Annotated in this window: 16 protein-coding genes; 8 read left to right on the top strand and 8 right to left on the bottom strand. The window is 63.8% G+C overall.

Going from position 1 to position 19,888, the window contains the following annotated elements; all coding sequences use genetic code 11:
* The first annotated feature begins 327 nt into the window (after nt 1-327).
* A complete protein-coding gene (locus NOG11_RS07975; RefSeq protein WP_256619198.1) occupies nt 328-1,074 on the top strand; it encodes a hypothetical protein in 747 nt (248 codons plus the stop codon).
* A 132-nt stretch (nt 1,075-1,206) separates the two neighbouring features.
* On the opposite strand, the gene odhB is transcribed toward NOG11_RS07975, so the two are convergent.
* From odhB to sucD, 3 genes are all read right to left on the bottom strand, one after another.
* On the bottom strand, nt 1,207-2,751 hold the full coding sequence (odhB, locus tag NOG11_RS07970) for a 2-oxoglutarate dehydrogenase complex dihydrolipoyllysine-residue succinyltransferase (protein ID WP_256619197.1): 1,545 nt from the start codon (nt 2,749-2,751) through the stop codon (nt 1,207-1,209).
* Between the two features lie 5 nt (nt 2,752-2,756).
* A complete protein-coding gene (locus tag NOG11_RS07965) occupies nt 2,757-5,732 on the bottom strand; it encodes a 2-oxoglutarate dehydrogenase E1 component (protein ID WP_256619196.1) in 2,976 nt (991 codons plus the stop codon).
* A gap of 164 nt (nt 5,733-5,896) precedes the next feature.
* Entirely contained in the window at nt 5,897-6,805 is a 909-nt protein-coding gene (gene sucD / locus NOG11_RS07960) for a succinate--CoA ligase subunit alpha (protein WP_256619195.1), read from the bottom strand.
* Nucleotides 6,806-6,985: 180 nt separating this feature from the next.
* Here sucD and NOG11_RS07955 point away from each other — a divergent pair, with 180 nt between their 5' ends.
* The 3 genes from NOG11_RS07955 (at nt 6,986) to NOG11_RS07945 (ending at nt 8,934) form a co-directional block, all read left to right on the top strand.
* Nucleotides 6,986-7,843 (top strand): DUF1206 domain-containing protein, encoded by an 858-nt coding sequence (locus NOG11_RS07955; RefSeq protein WP_256619194.1) that lies wholly within the window; start codon nt 6,986-6,988, stop codon nt 7,841-7,843.
* 15 nt (nt 7,844-7,858) lie between these two features.
* The gene (locus NOG11_RS07950) at nt 7,859-8,047 is read left to right on the top strand and encodes a CsbD family protein (protein ID WP_256619193.1); all 189 of its coding nucleotides are present in this window, start codon (nt 7,859-7,861) and stop codon (nt 8,045-8,047) included.
* Between the two features lie 197 nt (nt 8,048-8,244).
* On the top strand, nt 8,245-8,934 hold the full coding sequence (locus tag NOG11_RS07945) for a CHRD domain-containing protein (RefSeq protein ID WP_256619191.1): 690 nt from the start codon (nt 8,245-8,247) through the stop codon (nt 8,932-8,934).
* A gap of 131 nt (nt 8,935-9,065) precedes the next feature.
* Here the strand turns inward: NOG11_RS07945 and NOG11_RS07940 are convergent, their stop codons facing one another.
* From NOG11_RS07940 to sucC, 3 genes are all read right to left on the bottom strand, one after another.
* The gene (locus NOG11_RS07940; RefSeq protein ID WP_370468251.1) at nt 9,066-9,743 is read right to left on the bottom strand and encodes a hypothetical protein; all 678 of its coding nucleotides are present in this window, start codon (nt 9,741-9,743) and stop codon (nt 9,066-9,068) included.
* Between the two features lie 223 nt (nt 9,744-9,966).
* Nucleotides 9,967-11,055, bottom strand: a complete 1,089-nt coding sequence (locus NOG11_RS07935; protein WP_256619189.1) for a DUF547 domain-containing protein — start codon at nt 11,053-11,055, stop codon at nt 9,967-9,969.
* A gap of 141 nt (nt 11,056-11,196) precedes the next feature.
* Nucleotides 11,197-12,390, bottom strand: coding sequence for an ADP-forming succinate--CoA ligase subunit beta (sucC, locus tag NOG11_RS07930; RefSeq protein ID WP_256619188.1), 1,194 nt, complete (start codon nt 12,388-12,390; stop codon nt 11,197-11,199).
* 167 nt (nt 12,391-12,557) lie between these two features.
* Between sucC and NOG11_RS07925 the strand changes: the two genes are divergently transcribed.
* Entirely contained in the window at nt 12,558-12,869 is a 312-nt protein-coding gene (locus tag NOG11_RS07925; RefSeq protein ID WP_256619187.1) for a hypothetical protein, read from the top strand.
* 90 nt (nt 12,870-12,959) lie between these two features.
* Nucleotides 12,960-13,262, top strand: a complete 303-nt coding sequence (locus tag NOG11_RS07920) for a hypothetical protein (protein ID WP_256619186.1) — start codon at nt 12,960-12,962, stop codon at nt 13,260-13,262.
* Between the two features lie 7 nt (nt 13,263-13,269).
* Here the strand turns inward: NOG11_RS07920 and mnmA are convergent, their stop codons facing one another.
* Nucleotides 13,270-14,439: a tRNA 2-thiouridine(34) synthase MnmA gene (mnmA, locus tag NOG11_RS07915; RefSeq protein ID WP_256619185.1), complete on the bottom strand. Its 1,170-nt coding sequence runs from the start codon at nt 14,437-14,439 to the stop codon at nt 13,270-13,272.
* Nucleotides 14,440-14,633: 194 nt separating this feature from the next.
* On the opposite strand from mnmA, the gene NOG11_RS07910 reads away from it, so the two are divergent.
* Complete coding sequence (locus NOG11_RS07910; protein WP_256619184.1) at nt 14,634-15,347, top strand: peptidoglycan-binding domain-containing protein; 714 nt, start codon at nt 14,634-14,636, stop codon at nt 15,345-15,347.
* Between the two features lie 119 nt (nt 15,348-15,466).
* On the opposite strand, the gene NOG11_RS07905 is transcribed toward NOG11_RS07910, so the two are convergent.
* On the bottom strand, nt 15,467-18,565 hold the full coding sequence (locus tag NOG11_RS07905) for a TonB-dependent receptor plug domain-containing protein (protein WP_256619183.1): 3,099 nt from the start codon (nt 18,563-18,565) through the stop codon (nt 15,467-15,469).
* 268 nt (nt 18,566-18,833) lie between these two features.
* Here NOG11_RS07905 and NOG11_RS07900 point away from each other — a divergent pair, with 268 nt between their 5' ends.
* Nucleotides 18,834-19,820 carry a cysteine synthase A gene (locus NOG11_RS07900; protein ID WP_256619182.1) on the top strand — a complete coding sequence of 329 codons (987 nt, stop codon included), beginning with the start codon at nt 18,834-18,836 and terminating at the stop codon, nt 19,818-19,820.
* The last annotated feature ends 68 nt before the right edge of the window (nt 19,821-19,888 follow it).

The raw sequence follows: 19,888 nt of genomic DNA, 5'->3' as shown, positions 1-19,888 counted from the left end.
GTTCTTAAGAAACTGGGCCTTCTCCGACGCCCCGCCCAGCATAACGAGAGCGACAAGACCCGTCCGCGTACTCTTCATGTCCCCTCGCCAACTGACGAAGGTGATGGAGCATATCTGGCGCTATCAAGGGCTGCAGTTGCGCTAGAGAACGAAACTGGTCCAATTTCTAGCGTGCGGCTCAGTGCTTTTGTAGACGCGTGCGAGAAATGCGTCCCGAAAGACGCACAGTCTGCCGAACATACTCTTCGGAAGGCACTCGTTCATACTTATGAACCCTGGGATCCTAAGTTCGATCCGACCTTGAAAACCATACCGTGGCTAGACCTCATGAGCTGGAATGGTTTCCGGCGCGAAGCGGCCCTTCGATATGCCGCACGGCACCCTATTCCCAACCCCTTTTTGATGACGGTGGTGCTCCGACGTCTGAACGACTGGGTGCCGGAGGTTCGAAGGGCGGCCGTTGTGGCAGCCAAACACGCGGCAATCAGCACCCCGGCTTCTACTATGGCAGAAGCTGCGTCCTATGTGCTGCCGTCCTTTCGCGACTGGGGCCGTATTGGAGAGAATGAAATCGCGACCCTCCGCGCCTTGCGCGCAGTTCCTGAAGTTCTGATAGTCATACTCGACCAAGTTGAGAATCAGCACGCTGGACCCATGGCGCGGCTTCTGGGCAGCATGGCTGATCTTCCTGCAATCGACCACCAGCTACCCAATCTCAGCAGAAGCGCTGCGCAGCCCGCCGTGAGGGCTACCGCGACCCAATGGCTTCTGAGAGGCAGGGCTGAATGGGCAGATGGGTTCGAGAAAGCCTGGGTGGATCGAAGGTTCAACGAGGCCAAGCGGCGCTCGGTGACCGAGCATCGCCCCCTAACTATTGCAGTGGACTGGCTCTACACTCTGAACCAGGCAGCTTCGGATCCATCGCCGAGGGTCAGAAGGATCGCTGGCAATGCCTTAATCGAAGACAGAGCGAAAGACCGGCCCGAGTTGCAGCAGATTGCTCGTCAGCTTACGGACGACCTTTACCCATCTGTTGCTGAGCGAGGCTTCTACTACCTCAAGCACCGGATGTGACGGCGAGCGGTTCCGACGGCTCCGTTCTGTGCGCCGATAAATTTGCCGGTTACTATGAATCTAGCTGATTACGAAGAGGCCCGCGAGATCTTGCGTCGCGGGCCTCTTCGTATTTGAAGAATCTCGTAGTGCTTAGAGATCCAGCAGAAGACGCTGCGGGTCTTCCAGGTTCTCCTTGATCCGGACCAGGAAGGTCACGGCACCTTTGCCGTCGACGATGCGGTGGTCGTAGCTGAGCGCGAGATACATCATGGGGCGAATCTCGATCTTGTCGCCCACAGCGATGGGTCGCTTCTCGATACGGTGCATGCCGAGGATGCCCGACTGGGGCATGTTGAGGATCGGCGTGGACATGAGCGAGCCGTAGACGCCGCCATTGGTGATGGTGAAGGTGCCGCCCTGCATCTCCTCGAGCTTGAGGTCACCATCGCGAGCACGGCGGCCATAGTCGCCGATATCCTTCTCGATCTGCGCAAGGGACTTCATGTCCGCATCGCGCACGACGGGGACGACGAGGCCTTTCTCCGTACCCACTGCGATACCGATGTCGTAGTGGTTCTTGTAGATAATGTCCTGGCCGTCGATCTCAGCGTTGACCTCGGGCACCTCGCGCAGGGCCTGGATGGCGGCCTTCACGAAGAAGCCCATAAAGCCGAGCTTCACGCCGTGCTTCTTCTCGAAGAGGTCTTTATACTGAGAGCGCGCCGCCATGACCGCGGTCATGTCCACATCGTTGAAGGTGGTGAGCTGAGCGGCGGTCTCCTGGCTCTCCTTAAGGCGCCGGGCGATGGTCTGGCGCAGGCGGGACATCTTGACCCGCTCCTCGCGCTCGCCGAGCTCCTTGGGCGCGGAGGGCGCTTTGGCCTGTTTCGCTTCCTGCTGCTGGCTGACCTGGTTCAGCGCGTTGAGGGCATCCCCTTTAGTGATGCGGCCACCGCGGCCGGTGCCCTGGATCGAGCCGGCATCGAGGCCGTTCTGCTCGATGATGCGGCGCGGCGCGGGGCTGAGGGCACCCTGGCTCTGCTGGTTCTGATGCACTTCGGTCTGAGGCGCCGCGGTTTCCTGTGTTTGATCCGCAGGCTTCGCGCTCGGTGCTCGGCCTTCGGCGGCCTCGCCACTGGTGATGATGCCGAGCACATCGCCCACGGCGACCGTCGCGCCCGCTTCGGCAACGATCTCCTTCAGCGTACCCGAGACCGGCGCGGGCACGTCGACAGCCGCCTTATCCGTCTCCAAGCTGACGATCGGATCGTCCACCTTCACATAGTCGCCGACCTTGACCAGCCACTCGCCGATATCGGCCTCGGTCACACTCTCGCCCGAGGAAGGAGCGGTGATCTCGACCTCTTGCCCGGCGCCTGCTTCGGTCTCCTTGACCGCCGCAGCGCCGTTGGATGCGGGCTTCTCCTCAGCCTTCGGAGCAACAGCACCGGAGGAGGCCCCTTCCCCGCCGATCTCGCCGAGGAGCGCGTTCAGCTCCACCGTGTCGCCCTCTTGGGCGGTGATCTTCGACAGCACGCCGGCGGCGGGCGCAGGCACCTCGACCGAGACCTTGTCAGTCTCGAGCTCGACCACGGGCTCGTCGGCGGCGACCGTGTCGCCCTCTTTCTTCAGCCACTGGCCGATCGTCGCTTCGGTGACGCTTTCGCCAAGGGTGGGTACGCGGATTTCGACCATCTTCTTCAGGATCCTAAGGCTTCCTCGAGGAAGGCCTCGAGTTCGTTTCGGTGTTGTTCAGCATGCCCCGTAGCAGGCGAGGCCGCAGCAGGCCGCCCTGCATAGCGGGCACGGGTGTGCTTGGCGTCGAGCTGGGTGAGCACCCATTCGAGGTTCGGTTCGATGAAGGACCAGCCGCCCATGTTCTTAGGCTCTTCCTGGCACCAGACCATCTCGGCATCTTTGAAGCGCCTGAGCTCTTTGATGAGGGAGCCAGCGGGCAGCGGGTAGAACTGCTCGACGCGCATCAGATAGACATCGTTCACGCCCCGTTTCTCGCGCTCTTCAAACAAGTCGTAATAGACCTTGCCCGAGCACATAACGACGCGGCGGATCTTCTCGTCGGCCACCAGTTTGATCTCGGACGATTCGGGCTTGTACTCCGCATCGTCCCACAGGACCCGGTGGAAGGACGAGCCCGGCCCCATCTCCTCATAGGTCGACACTGCGCGCTTGTGGCGCAGCAGCGATTTGGGCGTCATCAGCACGAGTGGCTTTCTGAAGTCCCGCTTCATCTGACGGCGAAGGATGTGGAAGTAGTTCGCAGGCGTTGTGCAGTTGGCGACCTGGATGTTATCCTGGGCACAGGCCTGGAGGTAGCGCTCTAGGCGCGCTGAGGAGTGCTCAGGCCCCTGCCCCTCATAGCCGTGCGGCAGAAGCAGCGTCAGGCCGGACATGCGCAGCCACTTCCTCTCGGCGGAGGAGATGAACTGATCGAAGATAATCTGCGCACCGTTGGCGAAGTCGCCAAACTGCGCTTCCCAGAGGACCAGGGTCGTGGGGTCAGCCAGGGAGTAGCCGTACTCAAAACCCTGCACCGCGAACTCGGAGAGGTTCGAATCGATGACTTCGAACTCGGCCTGTTCGTCGGAGAGGTGCCTGAGCGGCGTCCAGCGCTTCTCCGTCTTCTGATCGACAAAGCTGGCATGGCGCTGAGAGAAGGTTCCGCGTACCGAGTCCTGGCCGGACAGACGCACCCTATAGCCCTCGTTGAGAAGCGAGCCGAAAGCCAGCGCCTCGGCGGTCGCCCAGTCGATGTTCTCGCCGCTCGTCAGCGTCTTCTCTTTGGCGGACAGGATGCGCTTCAGCGTCTTGTGGATGGTGAAGTTTTCGGGAACGTGGGTCAGCTTCTTGCCCAGCGCCTGGAGGCGGTCGAGGCTGACGGCGGTGTCGCCCTTGCGCTCATCGTCCTGGGGCGGAGCGAAACCTTTCCAGCGGGCATCGAGCCAGTCCGCCTTGGTGGGCTCATAGGCCTCGCCCTTGTCGAACTCGTCAGCGAGGAACTGCTTGAAGTCCGCCATCTCCTTCTCGACTTCGGCCTCGCTGAGAAGACTTTCCTGGACGAGACGATCGGCATAGAGCTCACGCGTGGTACGGCGTGCACGGATTTTCTCGTACATGAGGGGCTGGGTGAACGCCGGCTCGTCGCCTTCATTGTGGCCGTAACGTCTGTAGCACCACATATCGAGCACCACGTCATGGCCGAAGACCATCCGGAACTCGGTCGCGACCTTGGCTGCGAAAACCACCGCCTCCGGATCGTCGCCGTTGACGTGGAAGATCGGCGCCTCGACCATCTTCGCGACATCGGAAGGGTACGGAGAGCTGCGCGAGAAGCGGGGGCTCGTCGTGAAGCCGATCTGGTTGTTGACGATGAAGTGGACCGTGCCGCCGGTGCGATAGCCCCTGAGCTGGGTGAAACCGAAGCACTCCGCCACGACGCCCTGCCCTGCAAACGCCGCATCACCGTGCAGCAGCAGCGGCAGGACGTGGGTACGCGCGACGGTGATCTCGTCGCCGTGCTCCATCATGTCCTGCTTGGCCCGGCACTTGCCGAGCACGACCGGGTCCACCGCTTCGAGGTGAGAGGGGTTCGCCGCCAGCGACAAGTGCACCTTGTTGCCGTCGAACTCGCGGTCCGACGAGGCGCCCAAATGGTACTTCACATCGCCCGATCCTCCGACATCGGAAGGAATGGCAGCGCCGCCCTGGAACTCGTGGAAGATCTGGTGGTAGGGCTTGCCCATCACCGCGGCCAGCACGTTGAGGCGGCCCCGATGGGGCATGCCCACATTGATCTCCTGGACCCCCATGGCGCCGCCGCGCTTGATGATCTGCTCAAGGGCGGGGACCATCGCCTCGCCGCCGTCGATGCCGAAGCGCTTCGTACCTTGATATTTGACGTGGAGATAGTTCTCGAAACCCTCCGCTTCGATCAGCTTGCTGAGGATCGCCTTCTTGCCCTCGGGGGTGAACTTGATCTCCTTGTCCATCCCCTCGATCCGGTTCTGAAGCCACTGCTTCTGCTCCGGGTCGGTGATGTGGGTGAACTCGATGGCAAACGTGCCGCAATAGGTGCGGCGCAAGATCTCGAGGATCGTCCGCAGAGAGCCTGTCTCCAGACCGAGCACGTTGTCGAGATAGATCTCGCGATCGTAGTCGGTCTCCTCGAAGCCGTAGGTGGCGGGGTCGAGCTCGGGGTGCACGTCGAGCTCGCGCAGGCCCAGCGGGTCGAGATTGGCGATCATGTGCCCGCGCACGCGGTAGGCGCGGATGAGCATCAGCGCCCGGACGCTGTCATGCACCGCTGCCTGGACGTCGGTGACGTCGATCCCTGCGGGCTTCTTCTTCTCGAGCTTCTGCGCGAGCGCTCCGCTCACGGCGCTCCAGTCGCCGCCGAGCGCCGCCGTCAGCTCGTCGCCGTCGCGGCGCGGCCAGTCGGCGCGCTTCCAGCTCGGCCCGTCGGCATTGGTCTTGGCGGTCTCGGAGCCGTCGCCGAAGGCGTCGAAATAGGCCCGGAGCTCGGGATCGACGCTTGAGGGGTTCTCGGCATAGCGGGCGAACTGCTGCTCCAGATAGAGCGCGTTGCCGCCGGAAAGAAAAGAGATGTCGGAGGACTGGTTGTCCTCGAAGTCGGAGCCTGGGCTGCCGTCGTGAGCCATGTCGCGGCCGGTCCTTCGGTCGCCGGGGCGGGTCCGGCCGCCGCCGGGTGGTAGTTGGTCATGGGCCCGGAAGCCCGCATATTTTCCGTACTAGCGTCTTACATACGCCCCGCCCGCCGCGGCGCAACCACCAGGGGAAGCGCCGGGGCAGCTTTCAGGCGCGCCTATGCGCTCTTTTCCTTAAGAAGTTCGACCAGCGTCGTCCCGAGGCTCGCGGGTGTCGGCGCGACGCGGATACCCGCCTCGTTCATCGCCGCGATCTTGCTTTCGGCCGTGTCCTCGCCGCCCGAAACAATGGCGCCTGCGTGACCCATGCGGCGGCCAGGAGGCGCCGTGACCCCGGCGATAAAGCCGACGGTGGGTTTCTTGATCTTGTGCTCCGCCAGGTAGCGCGCGGCATCGGCCTCGGCGCTGCCGCCGATCTCGCCGATCATGATGATGCTCTCGGTCTCATCGTCTTCGAGGAACAGCTCCAGCACGTCAATGAAGTCGGTGCCCTTGACCGGGTCGCCGCCAATGCCGACGCAGGTGGACTGACCAAGGCCGGCATTGGTGGTCTGGTGCACGGCCTCATAGGTCAGCGTGCCGGAGCGGCTGACGATGCCCACCGAACCCCTCCTGTGAATGTGACCGGGCATGATGCCGATCTTGCACTCGTCCGGGGTGATGACGCCGGGGCAGTTGGGTCCCACGAGGCGGGTCTTGGAGCCGGACAGCGCGTCCTTCACCCGCACCATGTCGAGGACGGGGATGCCCTCGGTGATGGTGATGAGAAGCGGCATCTCCGCCTCGATCGCTTCAATCATGGAGGCAGCGGCGAATTTCGGCGGCACATAGACCACCGAGGCGTTGGCGCCGGTCTCTTTCATCGCTTCGGCGACATTGCCGAAGACGGGAAGCTCGGTGCCCGCAGCGGGCTCGCCAGCGGTCCAGGTCTGGCCGCCTTTACCGGGCACCACGCCGCCGACCATCTTGGTGCCGTAGGCCAGGCCCTGCTCGGTGTGGAAGGTGCCGGTCTTGCCGGTCAGCCCCTGGGTCAGGACCTTGGTGTTCTTGTCGACGAGGATGGCCATGCGCGCGTGCTCCGAGAGAAATCTGCGCGCTCGATAGGCAAGCCCGCGCGGCATCGCAACAGGGCTTACGCTGTTTACGATGCCGCGAGCGGCTGAACGCATCGCATGAACATCCGTTCGTGTTCTAGATGCGGGGATCCCCCTTGCGCACAACTTAAAACCCATCGGGAGAGACGGTCCATGGCTATCGCTCAACAAGCGAAGAACGAGAGCAAGGAGCTCTACGAGAAACTAGCCCGCGCAGGTTTTGCCGCGCGGGGGATCACCTACGGCATCGTCGGCAGCCTGGCCCTGATGGCGGCCTTCGGCTCGGGCGGCGGCACCACGGGTCAGACCGGCGCCCTCGAGACCCTCACCGGCAGCGGCTGGGGCAAGGCGGTCCTCGCCTTCCTCGCCATCGGCCTCTTCGGATACGGCCTTTGGAGGCTCGCCTCCGCCGCCTTCGACCTCGAGAACGAGGGCTCGGACGGGAAGGCCATCGCCAAGCGGATCGCCCATGCCGCCTCGGGCCTTACCCACTTCGCCCTCGCGCTCTACGCAGCCGCCCTGGCCTTCGGTGCGACCGGCGGCTCGTCCGGCGGCAGCGGCGGCGGCGCTGAGAGCCTCACCGCGAAGCTGATGGCCCAGCCCTTCGGCGTGTGGCTCGTCGGCATCGCCGGGATCATCGGCTTCATCGTCGCGGGCTTTCAGATCAAGAAAGCCCTCGGTGAAGAGTATCGCGAGCATATCCGCCTGCCCGACGCCCACGGCTTCTCGAACAAGGCCGTGAAGTTCGGCATCATCGCCCGCGCCGTAGTCTTCGGCATCATCGGCGCGTTCCTGCTCTATGCGGCCTTCACGACGAACCCCGACAACGCCAAGGGCGTCGGCGGTGCGCTCTCCTGGCTCCAGCAGCAGCCCTACGGCGCGATCCTTCTCGGCGCGATCTCTATCGGGCTCTTGGGCTTTGCCTTCTACAGCTTCCTTCAGGCCCGCTACCGGATCATCCCCGATCCGGAACAGGGCGCGAAGAACAGTGTTCGCTCAGTAGCAAGCTAAAGGAGGCTCGCTCACATGGCACATCAAACGTCCACCGAAACCAAGGCCGAAGGCTCCGCTGACCAGCTAGGCGGTCAGATCAAAGAGACCGTCGGCGCGGCAACAGGCGATGAAAGCCTCGAACGCCAAGGCGAGAACGACCAGCGCAAAGGCTCGCTCAAGAAAGCCTGGGGCAACGTGAAGGACGCGTTCTCCAAGAAATAGGCTGCGAAAGCCGCTGCAAGAAGGCGAGGCAGATTCTGCCTCGCCTTTCTCATATCTGGAGGTCGTCTTGGATAGAACGGCCAGAACCTTTTGATTTTCTTTGCATCTCTCCTCCTCGTGATGGGCCGTTCCGTTGCTATGCGGTCCCGATCCGTCCCAAAGCTGAACACCCAAGAAGAAAACGGGAGGAAAACGAGATGTTGAGATTGATTGTCAAAGGCGCATGCGTCGCCGGCTCCATTCTAGCGCTGAGCGCCGGGGCGAACGCCGCCACCTTCACCTACACCACCACTTTTACCGAGCTGAACGACAGCGGCGGCAGCGGCAACGCCACTGTTGTGTATGACGACGTCGCCAACACCCTGCGGGTGCAGATCCAGGCGTCGGGTCTCGATGACGGCCTGCATGTCATGCACATCCACGGTCGGTTCAGTGACGGTGTGGACGGCGACCCGATCGACAGCGTGACGCCGGTGCCGGAGAGTGAGTTCGATACGAACAATGACGGCATCCTGACCGTGCCGGAGGGCGCCCCCGCCTACGGCCCCATCATCCTGCCGCTGGCCGATAGCGGCTCAGCCAACTCGAACAACTTCCAAAGCGGCACGAGCATCGACTACGACCGCACCTTCGACTTCAGTGCGCCCAACGCGCAGACCCTCTTCGCCAATGTGGGCGACAGCAATGACAGCTACGGCGTCGAGGACCTCCTGCCCCTGTTCCTGCGTGAGATCGTCATTCACGGTGTGAACGAGGACGGCGAGTTCATCGCCTCCTTGCCCGCCCTGGCCGGTGAGCTCTCCGAAGTCCCCGTTCCGGGCGCGGTGATCCTGTTCGGCTCGGCCCTCGCCGCCTTCGGTGCCGCACGTCGGCGCAAGGCTGCCTAGGCCTCAGCCTACCCAGTAAGGCGGCACACCGAGAGTGTGCCGCCGCGCACCGTGCGCCCCGCCGGATGACAGTATGCCTCGCGAGCTGCCCTAGGGGCCGTGTGCACCTCCAACCGTCATCCCGGACCCTATCAGGAATGCTGTGACAACCTCTCCCGGCAGGCCGCCGCGTGGGGTTCGAAACGGTCGGTCGGAAACTTTCCGAGCAGGCTCTGGTCTTTCAAAAACCCGTCCAGATCGGTGCCCTCAGCCTCCAGCCAACCCGCCACCACGCAGCGGGCGAAGCCGTAGTTCAGCCTGCTCTGCCTCCCCGCACGGAAGAATGTGGAGGGGCGACCTATCTCGCCGAGCTCGGGAAAGTCACCGGGAGAAGGTGCGAGATCGCCGAGGTCCTGAAACGGTGCACGCTCGTCAGCCTGCATCCCCAGCCCCTCATCGAACCAGGTCGGCAGCCCGTAGGACCGTACCAGCGCCCCTGTCTTCGCCCGGACCTCTGCATGGACAAGCTCATGGGCCAGAACATCCGTGTTCTGCCCCTTCGGCCCCAAAAGGATGAGTGTGGGCAGGACCGGAAGAAAGTGGCTCGCACCGTAATCGACACGAAGACCCAGCGCAGGCCCCTTCATGCAGCGGATGACCGGCTCGGCGTTGTCGTTGGGGAAGGTCCGAGCGGCACGCGCTGTGGCTTCCTGGATCAGCGCCGCAGGACAATCCCGTCCCCCGACCGAGCCCGCTAAGGATGCGTGCAGATAGTCCTTACCGAGAAGTAGTAGCACCGCAGATGCGGCGAGGCCTGCCGCTATCACCATCCTGCTCACTGGTCGCCCCTTAAGTCGCTCTAGGGGTTTCCAGCTCGAAGCAGGGAACCGATCCAGCTTCATCTTGCCCGGACCTCTGTCCTGACAAGCCTTCCGTGTAGCACGGATGGGATAGACCGTCCGTCAGGACCACTACCCGCACCGACAAACCGTCGACAGGACGAAAACCGGAAGTTTCGTGGTTCGTCCTACGGGCTGGCTTCCGGTCCGGACGCTACTCTACCTTGTCCCCTTCGCTGGAGACTTCGCTACCCTCATCGACGATCACGACACGGCCACGGGTTTGGTAGAGTTCTACATTCTTGCGGTAGATCTCGCGCCTGAGATCGACCGCGCTCGGAGGAAGTTTCGTTGCCAACCCGCCGCCGAACTCCGCCATCTGAATGGGGCTGTTCACGACCTCTCGGTAGCCCCCTGCAAGGTCGGCGATGGCGGTCTCGCGATTCCCGACGCGAAGGCGTTCGGCACCGCTGACGACTAACCGTACCTCCGCGTCGGCAAACCGCATGAGATGCTGACGGAGGCTGGGCTCCCATGGATCGAACAGCGTCCCGTCCGCTTCCTTGTAGATAGGCGACACGCGAACGGATCCGAACGTATCGTTGATGCCTCGTAGGGAGTTGACGAACTCGGTGGCGTTCTCACTGAGGTGGCGAGACACGTTCCTGCCGCTCCACGCCTCCGATCGAATATTGGGGCTGGCGATATCGCCATGGAAGAAGCCGTACATCACCCTGGGGTCGGTCCAGTAGCGATAGACAATCCCGATACGGATATCTTCGAGCGATAGATCGACGCCGCGGATCGTCACCAGCTTCGCCTGGTGCAGCCGCTCCCTGTTGCCTTTCGGCTTGATGGCACCGGGCCGCGGGACAGGATAGTTTTCGGCAAGCTCCCTGATCACCAGCATGTTGTGGAGGTTGAACCAGAACGCCAACTGCTCGTTGCGGGGAAAGGCCTGAAGGTCGGTTTGGTTGGCGATCTTGACGAGTGTGTCGACATACTCGCGTGGAAGGCCTCGCTCCGGAACGGCCATCAAAGAGAAGACGATCTTGTTGCCTTCAAGCCTGTACGGAGAGTGATGGCCGCGCCGGGTGTTCGTCCCCGTCACCTTCGGAGGCGGACCCAACCGCTTGCGTAGAGAAGGTCCCGTATTGAGGACGTAGGTCTCCAAGAACTCGTTGAAGACGGTGTAGTCGATATCCCGACTGTTCGTGGGTCGCGGTTCGAAGAGTTCGAGACGATCCCTATCTTGACCCGAAGCCTGATCGAAGCACAGCGCCAGGAGCAACAAGCTGATCAAGGTCCATGACCAGCTTGTCTGCAGCCTTCTCGACATAGGTTCCACCACCGTCTCCAAATCCCCTGAACGTCCTGCAATGCTGGTGTCTTTACACGCTGATTGCAAGCGCCAGGGGCACGAGATTTTCTACTCGGCGGAGGCCTACCCCTTCACCGCCTTGACGATCTTGCTGGCGGCGTCTTCGAGGTCGTCGGCCGAGATCACGTCGAGGTCGGAGCCGTTGATGATGGCCTTGCCCTCGTCGACATTGGTGCCTTCCAGGCGGACCACCAGCGGCACTTTGAGGCCGACTTCCTGAACGGCGGCCAGGACGCCCTCGGCGATGACGTCGCAGCGCATAATGCCGCCGAAGATGTTGACCAGGATACCCTCGACGCCGGGGTCGGAGGTGATGATCTTGAAGGCCTCGGTCACCTTCTCCTTGGTGGCGCCGCCGCCGACATCGAGGAAGTTGGCGGGCTCGGCGCCGTAATGCTTGATGATGTCCATGGTCGCCATGGCGAGGCCGGCCCCGTTGACCATGCAGCCGATATTGCCGTCGAGCTTGACATAGGCGAGGTCGAACTCGTTGGCCTTGAGCTCCAGCTCGTCCTCTTCGCTCTCGTCACGGAGCTTCTCGATGTCGGGGTGGCGGAAGGAGGCGTTGGGGTCGAAGCCGACCTTGGCGTCGAGCACCCTGAGGCGGCCGTCGGGCATGACGATCAGCGGGTTGATCTCCAGCATCGCCATGTCCTTCTCGGTGAAGGCCTTGTAGAGGGTACGCACGAGCTCGCGGCCGTCATCGGCGCCCTGCCCTTCGAGCTTCAGCGCGCTGACGATCTTGTTGGCGACTTCGTCAGTGACGCCGTCTTTCGGCTCGACGGTGACGGTGGCGATCTTCTCAGGGGTCTCTTCCGCGACGGCCTCGATGTCCATGCCGCCTTCCGTGGAGGCGATGAACGCCACCTTGCCGGTGCCGCGGTCGACCAGGACGGAGAGGTAGAGCTCCTTCTCGATGTCGGCGCCGTCCTCGAAATAGACACGGCCGACCTCCTTGCCCTCTTCGCCGGTCTGGATGGTGACCAGGGTGTTGCCTAGCATCTTTTTCGCCTGCTCGGCGGCCTCTTCGGCGGACTTGGCGAGGCGCACGCCGCCTTTCTCGCCAGCGGCGGCTTCCTTGAAGTGGCCTTTGCCGCGGCCGCCTGCATGGATCTGCGCCTTCACCACCCAGAGGGGGCCGGGGAGCTCCTTCGCCTTCGCCTCGGCCTCGGCGGCGTTCATGACGATGACACCGTTCGCGACGGGCGCGCCGTAGGATTTCAGAAGCTCTTTGGCCTGGTACTCGTGGATGTTCATGGCAGCCGTCCGGTCTGGTTTCGCCGCGGCTTATGGCAGCGCCCGCCACGCGCTTCAACAGGCGCTTGCGCACGTTTCGCGCCCCTTTGGTTCCACACTATGTGACTTGTTCACTGTTGCTTTTCTTGTGCCGAGGGCGTTCTTTGCAGTGCAGGTAGGAGCAAGTCATGACAAACCAGAAAGAAACCGCGGAACAGAATCCGGCTCAGGATGTCTTTTGTTCCTTTCTCGACAGTCAACGCTGCTGCTTCGACCTTCAGATGAGCTTCTGGCGGATGATGATGGCGCCGAGCGTCTTCGCCCGGCAGGACCCGGCCTCCGGTGCTACCCAAGAGCACCGCGAGGAGGGCCTGCGCCTTCTCAATGCCCATGCGGACAGCATCCTGACCCGCCTGTCTCGCGCGTCCGAGCAGGAGCCAGCGGTACCGGGGTTCGAGCCCGCGCTGACCGATGCGCGCCTCGCCGAATGGGTCGCCTGAAGCGGGACTCACGTTCCGGCTAGGTTACAGCATACGGTGTATGCTGCAGGTGCGAGAAGGCGCAGAATGGCGCTTGGACAAGGAGCCATCATGAACCCGTTTGACCTCTATATCGAGCAGCTCGACCGCCTCGGGGCCGCCATCGGCCAGTCCTGCGACCTCGCCCGCCGTTCCCTCCGCTCCGCTCCCCCACTGGAGAGCGTCTCGTTGAAGACGGAGGGCGATCTTGCCGAGACACCCGACTTCACCGCAGGCGCGGCGGAGCCGGGCACCCGCCTCGACGATCAGGCCGCCCACGCCATCGCCGCCCATCTGGAGGCGCAGTCGGAGACGACCGCTCTGCCCGAGATGGACCTTCCGAAGAAGCCGACCGGTCTCGAGCTGAACGACTAGCCGTTCCTCAGGCTGCGGATCGCTCCGGCATGTCCGCGGCCGCCACCGTGCCGGTGATCCATCCGCCGCCAAGCACGCGCGAGCTTTCAGCCCCGTAGAAGACGCAGGCCTGGCCCGGCGCGACCCCCGCCTCGGGCGTCTCCAGATCGACATAGGGCTGTCCGCCCAATACCCCTAGCCGCGCTGGGGCCGGGGGCCTTGTGGAGCGAAGCTTGACCCTGATCGGCAAACCGTCGGGAATGTCCGCGCCGTCGCCGATCCAGTTGAGCTCCTTCAGCAGCACACGCCTCGTCAGCAGCGCCTCCTGCGGGCCGACGATGACCTGACGCTTCGCCGCATCGATGCCGACCACGTAGAGGGGCTCCTCCATCCCGCCAATGCCGAGGCCACGCCGCTGGCCCACCGTGTAGTGGATGACCCCTGCGTGGCGGCCCAGCACCTCGCCTGACTTACTGACGATCTCACCTGGCTCGGCCGAGCCTGGGCGCAGCCGTTCGACCACGGAGGTGTACTTGCCCTCCGGCACGAAGCAGATGTCCTGGCTGTCCGGCTTGTCGGCCACCGCCAGCCCCATCTCCCCCGCGAGGCTCCTGGTCACGCTTTTCGGGTAGGCGCCGAGGGGAAAGCGCAGGAAATCGAGCTGTTCCCGCGTGGTGGCGAAGAGAAAGTAGCTCTGATCCTTGCCTGCATCCTCTGCCCGGTGAAGCTCGGGACCGCTCGGCCCCAGCTCGCGGCGGATATAGTGCCCCGTCGCCATGGCCTCGGCGCCGAGGTCTCGGGCCGTGCCGAGGAGGTCCTTGAACTTGACGCTCTGGTTGCAGCGCACGCAGGGGATCGGCGTCGCCCCTGCGAGGTAGGTGTCGGCGAAGTCCTCCATGACGGCTTCAGAGAACCGGCTTTCATAGTCGAGGACATAGTGGGGGATGCCGATCTGATCGGCCGCGGCCCGCGCATCGGCGATGTCCTGGCCGGCGCAGCAGGCACCCTTCTTCTGGATGGCGACCCCGTGGTCGTAGAGCTGCAGGGTGATGCCCACGGCATCGTAGCCCGCCGCCTTGACCAGGGCCGCCGTGACCGTGCTGTCCACCCCGCCGGACATGGCCACGACCACACGCGAGCCCTTGGGCACGCCGAGGTCGAGGGAGGCAGCGGCTTTGCTGAGCGAGACAGGTTCCATCCGCGGCAGATAGGCGATCCGCGGCCCTTTCGGAAGAGCACACCCGCGAACGCCTTTCCAATTCCCCATCTCCACCACCTAGAAATTGTAACGCTCTCGTGTTGAAAGAGCGGCCGCAGGGGGCATCTTCGGGCGGGGTGCCGATCCATTCGATCACGCAGAACCAGACGCCCCATGAGTTGAGGAGCTGTTTTATGCCTTCGCTGAAGAAGACCGTTCTTGCCGCCGCAGCCCTACTGCCGATGCTGGGCACGGCGCACGCAGGCGATCCCGATGGCCGCTACGCCGTGAAGGGCATCGGCCTTCTTCCCTGCGGCGCGTTCCTCCAGTCCGCCGAGCAGGGCAGCCAGGAAGCGCCCCTCGTGATGACCTGGCTTTCGGGCTACCTCTCCGCCGCCAACATGTTTATGGACGGCGCCTACGACCTCGTGAGCTGGCAGGACGACCAGGTGCTGGCCAACGCGCTGGCCGCCACCTGCAACCAGATGCCCCAGCAGCCCGTGGCCGTCGCCGCCACCCAGCTCATCCGCGGGCTTGGCGGCGAGCGCGTGACCAAGGCCGAGCAGATGAGGCCGATCAAGGTCGCGGGCCAGGAGACGGCCATGTACCCCACGGTCATCCGCCGCCTGCAGCAGCGCCTCAAGGATAGCGGTCAGGCCATCACCGTGGACGGCGATTTCGGCCCCGGCAGCCAGAAGGCTCTCGCCGCCTACCAGACCCAGATGGGCCTCCCCGCCACCGGCTTCCCGGACACCCGCACCATGATCGCGGTCTTCGCAGGCCAGGTGCCCCCCGCAGGCCCCGGACAGCGCCAGGCGCAAGCCCCCGGCCGCCCCGCCGCTCAAGCGCCCATGCCCAAGATCGACATGGAGCCGGTCTCCAGCCCCTTCGGCAAGAAGGGCGGCTGATCTCCACGCTGCTCTAGATACGAGTTTCACCAACAAAAAGGCCCGCAAACCTCGTCAGGTTTGCGGGCCTTTTAGCTTGCCCTGCGGAGACAACTCCGCAGGGCGTCGTAGCTTCAGACTTAGAAGGTCTTCCGTGCGTTGATGAACGCGCGGCGACCGATCAGGTCGTAGCCGGACTGCACGACGATGTTCGTCCGCGCAGGAGCTTCGCCCTGGTCGACGAGCGGCGGGGCCGCATCGAACACGTTCTGCACACCGGCCGTGATGGTCCAGGAGTCGGCGGCGTAGCTCACCGAAGCGTCGTGCATCACGTAGTTGTCGACGAAGTCCACGTCGCGGCACTGACCGACATAGCCGGCAATGTCACAGGCCGTGGCGCCGAACTCGTCACCGGTGGTGTCGGCGAAGTCGTCGGATGCCTCCTGCTGACCTTTGCCGAAGTAGCGCGAGCGCCACAGGCCGGTGAACGCTCCCCTCTCGACGGTGATATTGCTCAGGAAGCTGAACTCCGGGAAGCCGATCGTGCCAGCGAAGTTCTCCACGAAGTCGTCACTCGGATCGACGTCCTGATCGTACTCCAGCGTCTGGGTGGCGGCGAAGGTGAGACCGAGACGGGTGTCGTTGAAGGTCTCGCCGAAGCCGTCGAGGTCCATGCCGAAACGGGCCACGTAGTCGATACCGGAGGTCTTGACCGAGCCGATATTGATAAACGGCGCCCTCACGAGGGAAACCGTACCCGAGCCGGGGTTCCGTGTGACGCGGGCACAGGCGTTCGGGTCGGGATTGGCGCTGTAGCACGCCCCGAGGGTTCCGGCTGCGGAGGTCTCCTGCACGGTGTCCTCGATGTCGATCTCGAAATAGGTCACCGAGAGGTCGAAATCGAAGGCGTCGGTGAACGGCTTGGCATCGAACACGACACCGGCCGTCAGACTGTCCGAAGTCTCCGCCTCGAGGTCCACAGAGCCGCCCGTCTGGATCGGGATGCCCGTGACGGCGCCCAGGCCGAGAGCCGTGGGGTCGGCACCGTCCGCAACACACTGGTCGAGGAGGGCCTGCGGACGCTGGTCGCCCGTCGGGTCGTAAGTGCCGCCGTCATTGGCGTCGTTCGGAACAAGGCAGGGGTCGTTACCGCCGCCGATCGTGCCTGCCTGGCCTGCGAGGAACTGGTCGCGCAGGTTCGGAGCACGGAAGGTGGTGCCGTAGGTCGCGCGCAAGCGCAGCCAATCGGTGGGCTCGAAATTACCCTTCACCGAGTAGGTGAACTTGTTGCCGAAGTTCTTTTCTTCCGTGTACCGGCCAGAAAGGTTGACGGAGACGGTTTCGTGGATCGGAACTTCCGTCTCGCCGAAGACCTCGAACAGCCAGGTACGGCCGATCGTGTCGTTCTCGATGTCGGGAACCTCCGAAGCGGCGAGCCCGTTCTGGCGCACGATGTCGTTGAGCGACTCGATCTCCAGCTCGCGGTACTCGATGCCGAGGGCGAGGCCGACCGTGCCGGCAGGCATGTCGAACATGTCGCCGGTGAAGAGGCCGTAGGCCTGGCGCTGTTCGATCTCGGTGGTGTTGAACGCGCGGCCACGTAGGAAGTCGCGCTCCTCCGGGGTGGCGAAGTCGCCGATACCGCCCGTGATGGTGTAGAGGCTGTCGTTGAAGAAGTCGACGACGACGCAGTCCTCAGGCGTCAGGAAGCCGAAGGTCAAGGCCGTCCGCGGCGTGCCGCAGATGGGGTTGCCATCGGAGTCGAGACGTAGCGTGTCGAGGGACTGCCGCAGCGCGTCCTCACGAAGGATCGGCTGGGTAGCCGTGCCGTAGGACCGGTCGAAGGTCAGACCGACGTCGTAAACCCAGTTCTTGTCCGCAAGCGGCGGGATGTCACCGGTGAACCCGCCGACCAGGCGGAGGTTCGAGACGGTCGATTCACGCTCCTGGGGAAGGGACAGGCTCGACACCACCGGCAGCGCGTCGCCAGCGAACGGATTGAGCGGGTTGTCGACAAGAAGCGGTTCGTTGCGGTCACCGTCCTCGTCAACGTCGTCCACATCGACGATGATGTTGCCGTTCTCGTCTTCCTGCGGGATCAGGCCGGGAACGCCGGGGAAGATCTGTTCGTTGGTGAGATCTTCTTCCACCGTACGCTGAGCGAAAGAGGCCTCGAAGTAGAACTCGAGGTTCTCCATGATCTCGTAGTCGCCGCTGGTGAAGATGTTATAGCGCTCGACACCGGCCAGAAGTTGGGTCGCACGCTCCTCGTCCTGAAGGCCGTATACGTCCAAGGTACGGCGGTTGATGCCCCGCGCCACGAGGTCGGCGTTGGTGGAGAAGCCCTCGGGCAGGCCGTCGCTGGTGAAGCCAGGCGTTCTGTAGACAAAGAACTGCGGCAGGGTGACGGCGGCGTTGGCCGGGCGGGCATCCGCGCAGACCGAGAAGATCTCTCCGTTATCCGCCAGGTCGATGTCGCGAAGGCAGTCATTGAAGTCTGGACGGTCGCCGACCAGCACCGTTTCGCGGTGGAAGTACTCACCCGCGAACATGACGCTGCCGCGGTCGTTGCCCGTACCGGCCAAGAAACCGATCTGTGCCACACGGCCGCCATCCTCGAAGGGTTGGCTCCACTGACCGGCGACCTCGAAGCCTTCGAAGTCCTTCTTCAGGATGATGTTGGCCACACCTGCCACGGCGTCGGAGCCGTAGATCGAGGAGGCGCCATCGGTGAGAAGCTCGACCGTCTCGACGGCCAAGCCGGGGATCAGGTTGAGGTCGGGGGCGACGGGCGCGCCGCGCACACCGGACGGCGCCAGGCGGCGGCCGTTCACGAGAAGCAGTGTGCGCTCTGGGCCGAGACCCCGCAGCGATACGTTGTTGGCACCGACACCACCGGCGCCGACGCCTTCAACGGCAGCCGTCGGCGAGCCGGCGTTGATCGAGCTGTCGAGCTGCGCACCAGTAACCACCGGGGACTGGGTGATGAAATCGCTCGCCGTCGCCAGACCGGAAAGGCGAGACGTATCGGCGTCGATGACTTGCACCGGCGAGATGGAGTTGAACTCGTTGCGGCGCAAGCGTGAGCCGGTCACCACGATCTCATCGCCGCGCTCTTCGGCTTCTTCGGCCTGCGGTGTGATCTCGATGGGTGCGTCCTGCGCCATGGCTGACGTCGCGAACGCAGTCAGCATCGTGCTGGCGGCGAGGAGCCGCAGCAGGTCTCTATTCCCTGACATGATATTGCCCTTCATCAATCGAGGCGTGAACTGAGGTCACCCCGACACCCCGCGGCGGAACATGCCACCGCCGCGGTAGGGTGTGATATTTTCGGACGTTTTGACAATCTGTCACATCTGAGAAGCACTAAGTTAACCAAAAGTCGTTGCAGAAATGTCACAGCACGCGGTTTGCGATAGGTCGCCAATATCTTGCGACCACGGCGGCAACACAGCCTTTCGCAGTCCCTCTCTTCATCCCGGCGGCGCTGCGCCCTAAGTGGCGCCCATGACCATTCACGACACGGTTCTCGGCGCCATCGGGAACACGCCCCTCATCAAGCTTCGCCGTGCCTCGGAGGAGACCGGCTGCACCATTCTAGGCAAGGCGGAGTTCCTGAACCCCGGCCAGTCGGTGAAGGACCGCGCCGCCCTCGGCATCGTCGAGGCGGCCGAGGCCGACGGCTCGCTGAGGCCGGGCGGGATCATCGTCGAGGGGACCGCCGGCAATACCGGCATCGGCCTCTGCCTCGTCGGCAAGGCCAAGGGCTACAAGGTGAAGATCGTCATGCCCCGGACCCAGTCCGAGGAGAAGAAGGACGCGGTCAGGCTTCTCGGCGGCGAGCTGATCGAGGTCGACGCTGTCCCCTACGCCGATCAGAACAACTATGTGCACTATTCGCGCCGCGTGGCCGAGGAGACGGAGAACGCCATCTGGGCCAACCAGTTCGACAACACGGCCAACCGCGACGCGCACTACCGCACCACCGGGCCGGAGATCTTCGAGCAGACCGGCGGCGAGGTCGACGGCTTCACCTGCGCCGTGGGCTCGGGCGGAACCTTGGGCGGGGTGTCCCTGGCGCTGAAGGAGCGCAAAAGGGAAGTGACCATCGCCATCTCCGACCCCTACGGCGCCAAGCTCTACGACTGGTACACGCGCGGCGAGCTCTCGACCGAAGGCTCCTCGGTCATGGAGGGCATCGGTCAGGGCCGAGTGACGGCGAACCTCGAAGGGGTGAAGGTCGACAAGGCGTACCGCATTCCCGACGAGGAGGCGCTGGGGATCCTCTTCAGGCTGACCGAAGAAGAGGGCCTGTGCCTCGGCGGTTCGGCAGGCATCAACGTGGCTGGCGCGATCCGCCTCGCCCGCGAGATGGGGCCGGGGCACACCATCGTCACCATCCTCTGCGACTATGGGAACAGGTATCAGAGCAAGCTCTTCAACCCAGCGTTCCTGCGCGAGAAGGGCTTGCCCGTGCCGGGGTGGATGGCGTGACAAGCTTCCTTCCGTCATCCCGGAAAGCCGCAGGCTTATCCGGGACCCATGGACCCGCCGGTTTGTGC

This window comes from Parvularcula maris (assembly GCF_024505085.1).
Classification (GTDB): domain Bacteria; phylum Pseudomonadota; class Alphaproteobacteria; order Caulobacterales; family Parvularculaceae; genus Parvularcula; species Parvularcula maris.
Note: the sequence above shows the minus strand (reverse complement) of the source record. Positions and strands in the feature narration are given on the sequence as shown.

Excerpts from the sequence above, each read along its gene's own strand:
- NOG11_RS07975 (WP_256619198.1), top strand. The coding sequence starts at position 328 with ATGAGCTGGAATGGTTTCCGGCGCGAAGCGGCCCTTCGATATGCCGCA.
- odhB (WP_256619197.1), bottom strand. The coding sequence starts at position 2,751 with ATGGTCGAAATCCGCGTACCCACCCTTGGCGAAAGCGTCACCGAAGCG.
- NOG11_RS07965 (WP_256619196.1), bottom strand. The coding sequence starts at position 5,732 with ATGGCTCACGACGGCAGCCCAGGCTCCGACTTCGAGGACAACCAGTCC.
- sucD (WP_256619195.1), bottom strand. The coding sequence starts at position 6,805 with ATGGCCATCCTCGTCGACAAGAACACCAAGGTCCTGACCCAGGGGCTG.
- NOG11_RS07955 (WP_256619194.1), top strand. The coding sequence starts at position 6,986 with ATGGCTATCGCTCAACAAGCGAAGAACGAGAGCAAGGAGCTCTACGAG.
- NOG11_RS07950 (WP_256619193.1), top strand. The coding sequence starts at position 7,859 with ATGGCACATCAAACGTCCACCGAAACCAAGGCCGAAGGCTCCGCTGAC.
- NOG11_RS07945 (WP_256619191.1), top strand. The coding sequence starts at position 8,245 with ATGTTGAGATTGATTGTCAAAGGCGCATGCGTCGCCGGCTCCATTCTA.
- NOG11_RS07940 (WP_370468251.1), bottom strand. The coding sequence starts at position 9,743 with ATGGTGATAGCGGCAGGCCTCGCCGCATCTGCGGTGCTACTACTTCTC.
- sucC (WP_256619188.1), bottom strand. The coding sequence starts at position 12,390 with ATGAACATCCACGAGTACCAGGCCAAAGAGCTTCTGAAATCCTACGGC.
- NOG11_RS07925 (WP_256619187.1), top strand. The coding sequence starts at position 12,558 with ATGACAAACCAGAAAGAAACCGCGGAACAGAATCCGGCTCAGGATGTC.
- NOG11_RS07920 (WP_256619186.1), top strand. The coding sequence starts at position 12,960 with ATGAACCCGTTTGACCTCTATATCGAGCAGCTCGACCGCCTCGGGGCC.
- mnmA (WP_256619185.1), bottom strand. The coding sequence starts at position 14,439 with ATGGAACCTGTCTCGCTCAGCAAAGCCGCTGCCTCCCTCGACCTCGGC.
- NOG11_RS07910 (WP_256619184.1), top strand. The coding sequence starts at position 14,634 with ATGCCTTCGCTGAAGAAGACCGTTCTTGCCGCCGCAGCCCTACTGCCG.
- NOG11_RS07905 (WP_256619183.1), bottom strand. The coding sequence starts at position 18,565 with ATGTCAGGGAATAGAGACCTGCTGCGGCTCCTCGCCGCCAGCACGATG.
- NOG11_RS07900 (WP_256619182.1), top strand. The coding sequence starts at position 18,834 with ATGACCATTCACGACACGGTTCTCGGCGCCATCGGGAACACGCCCCTC.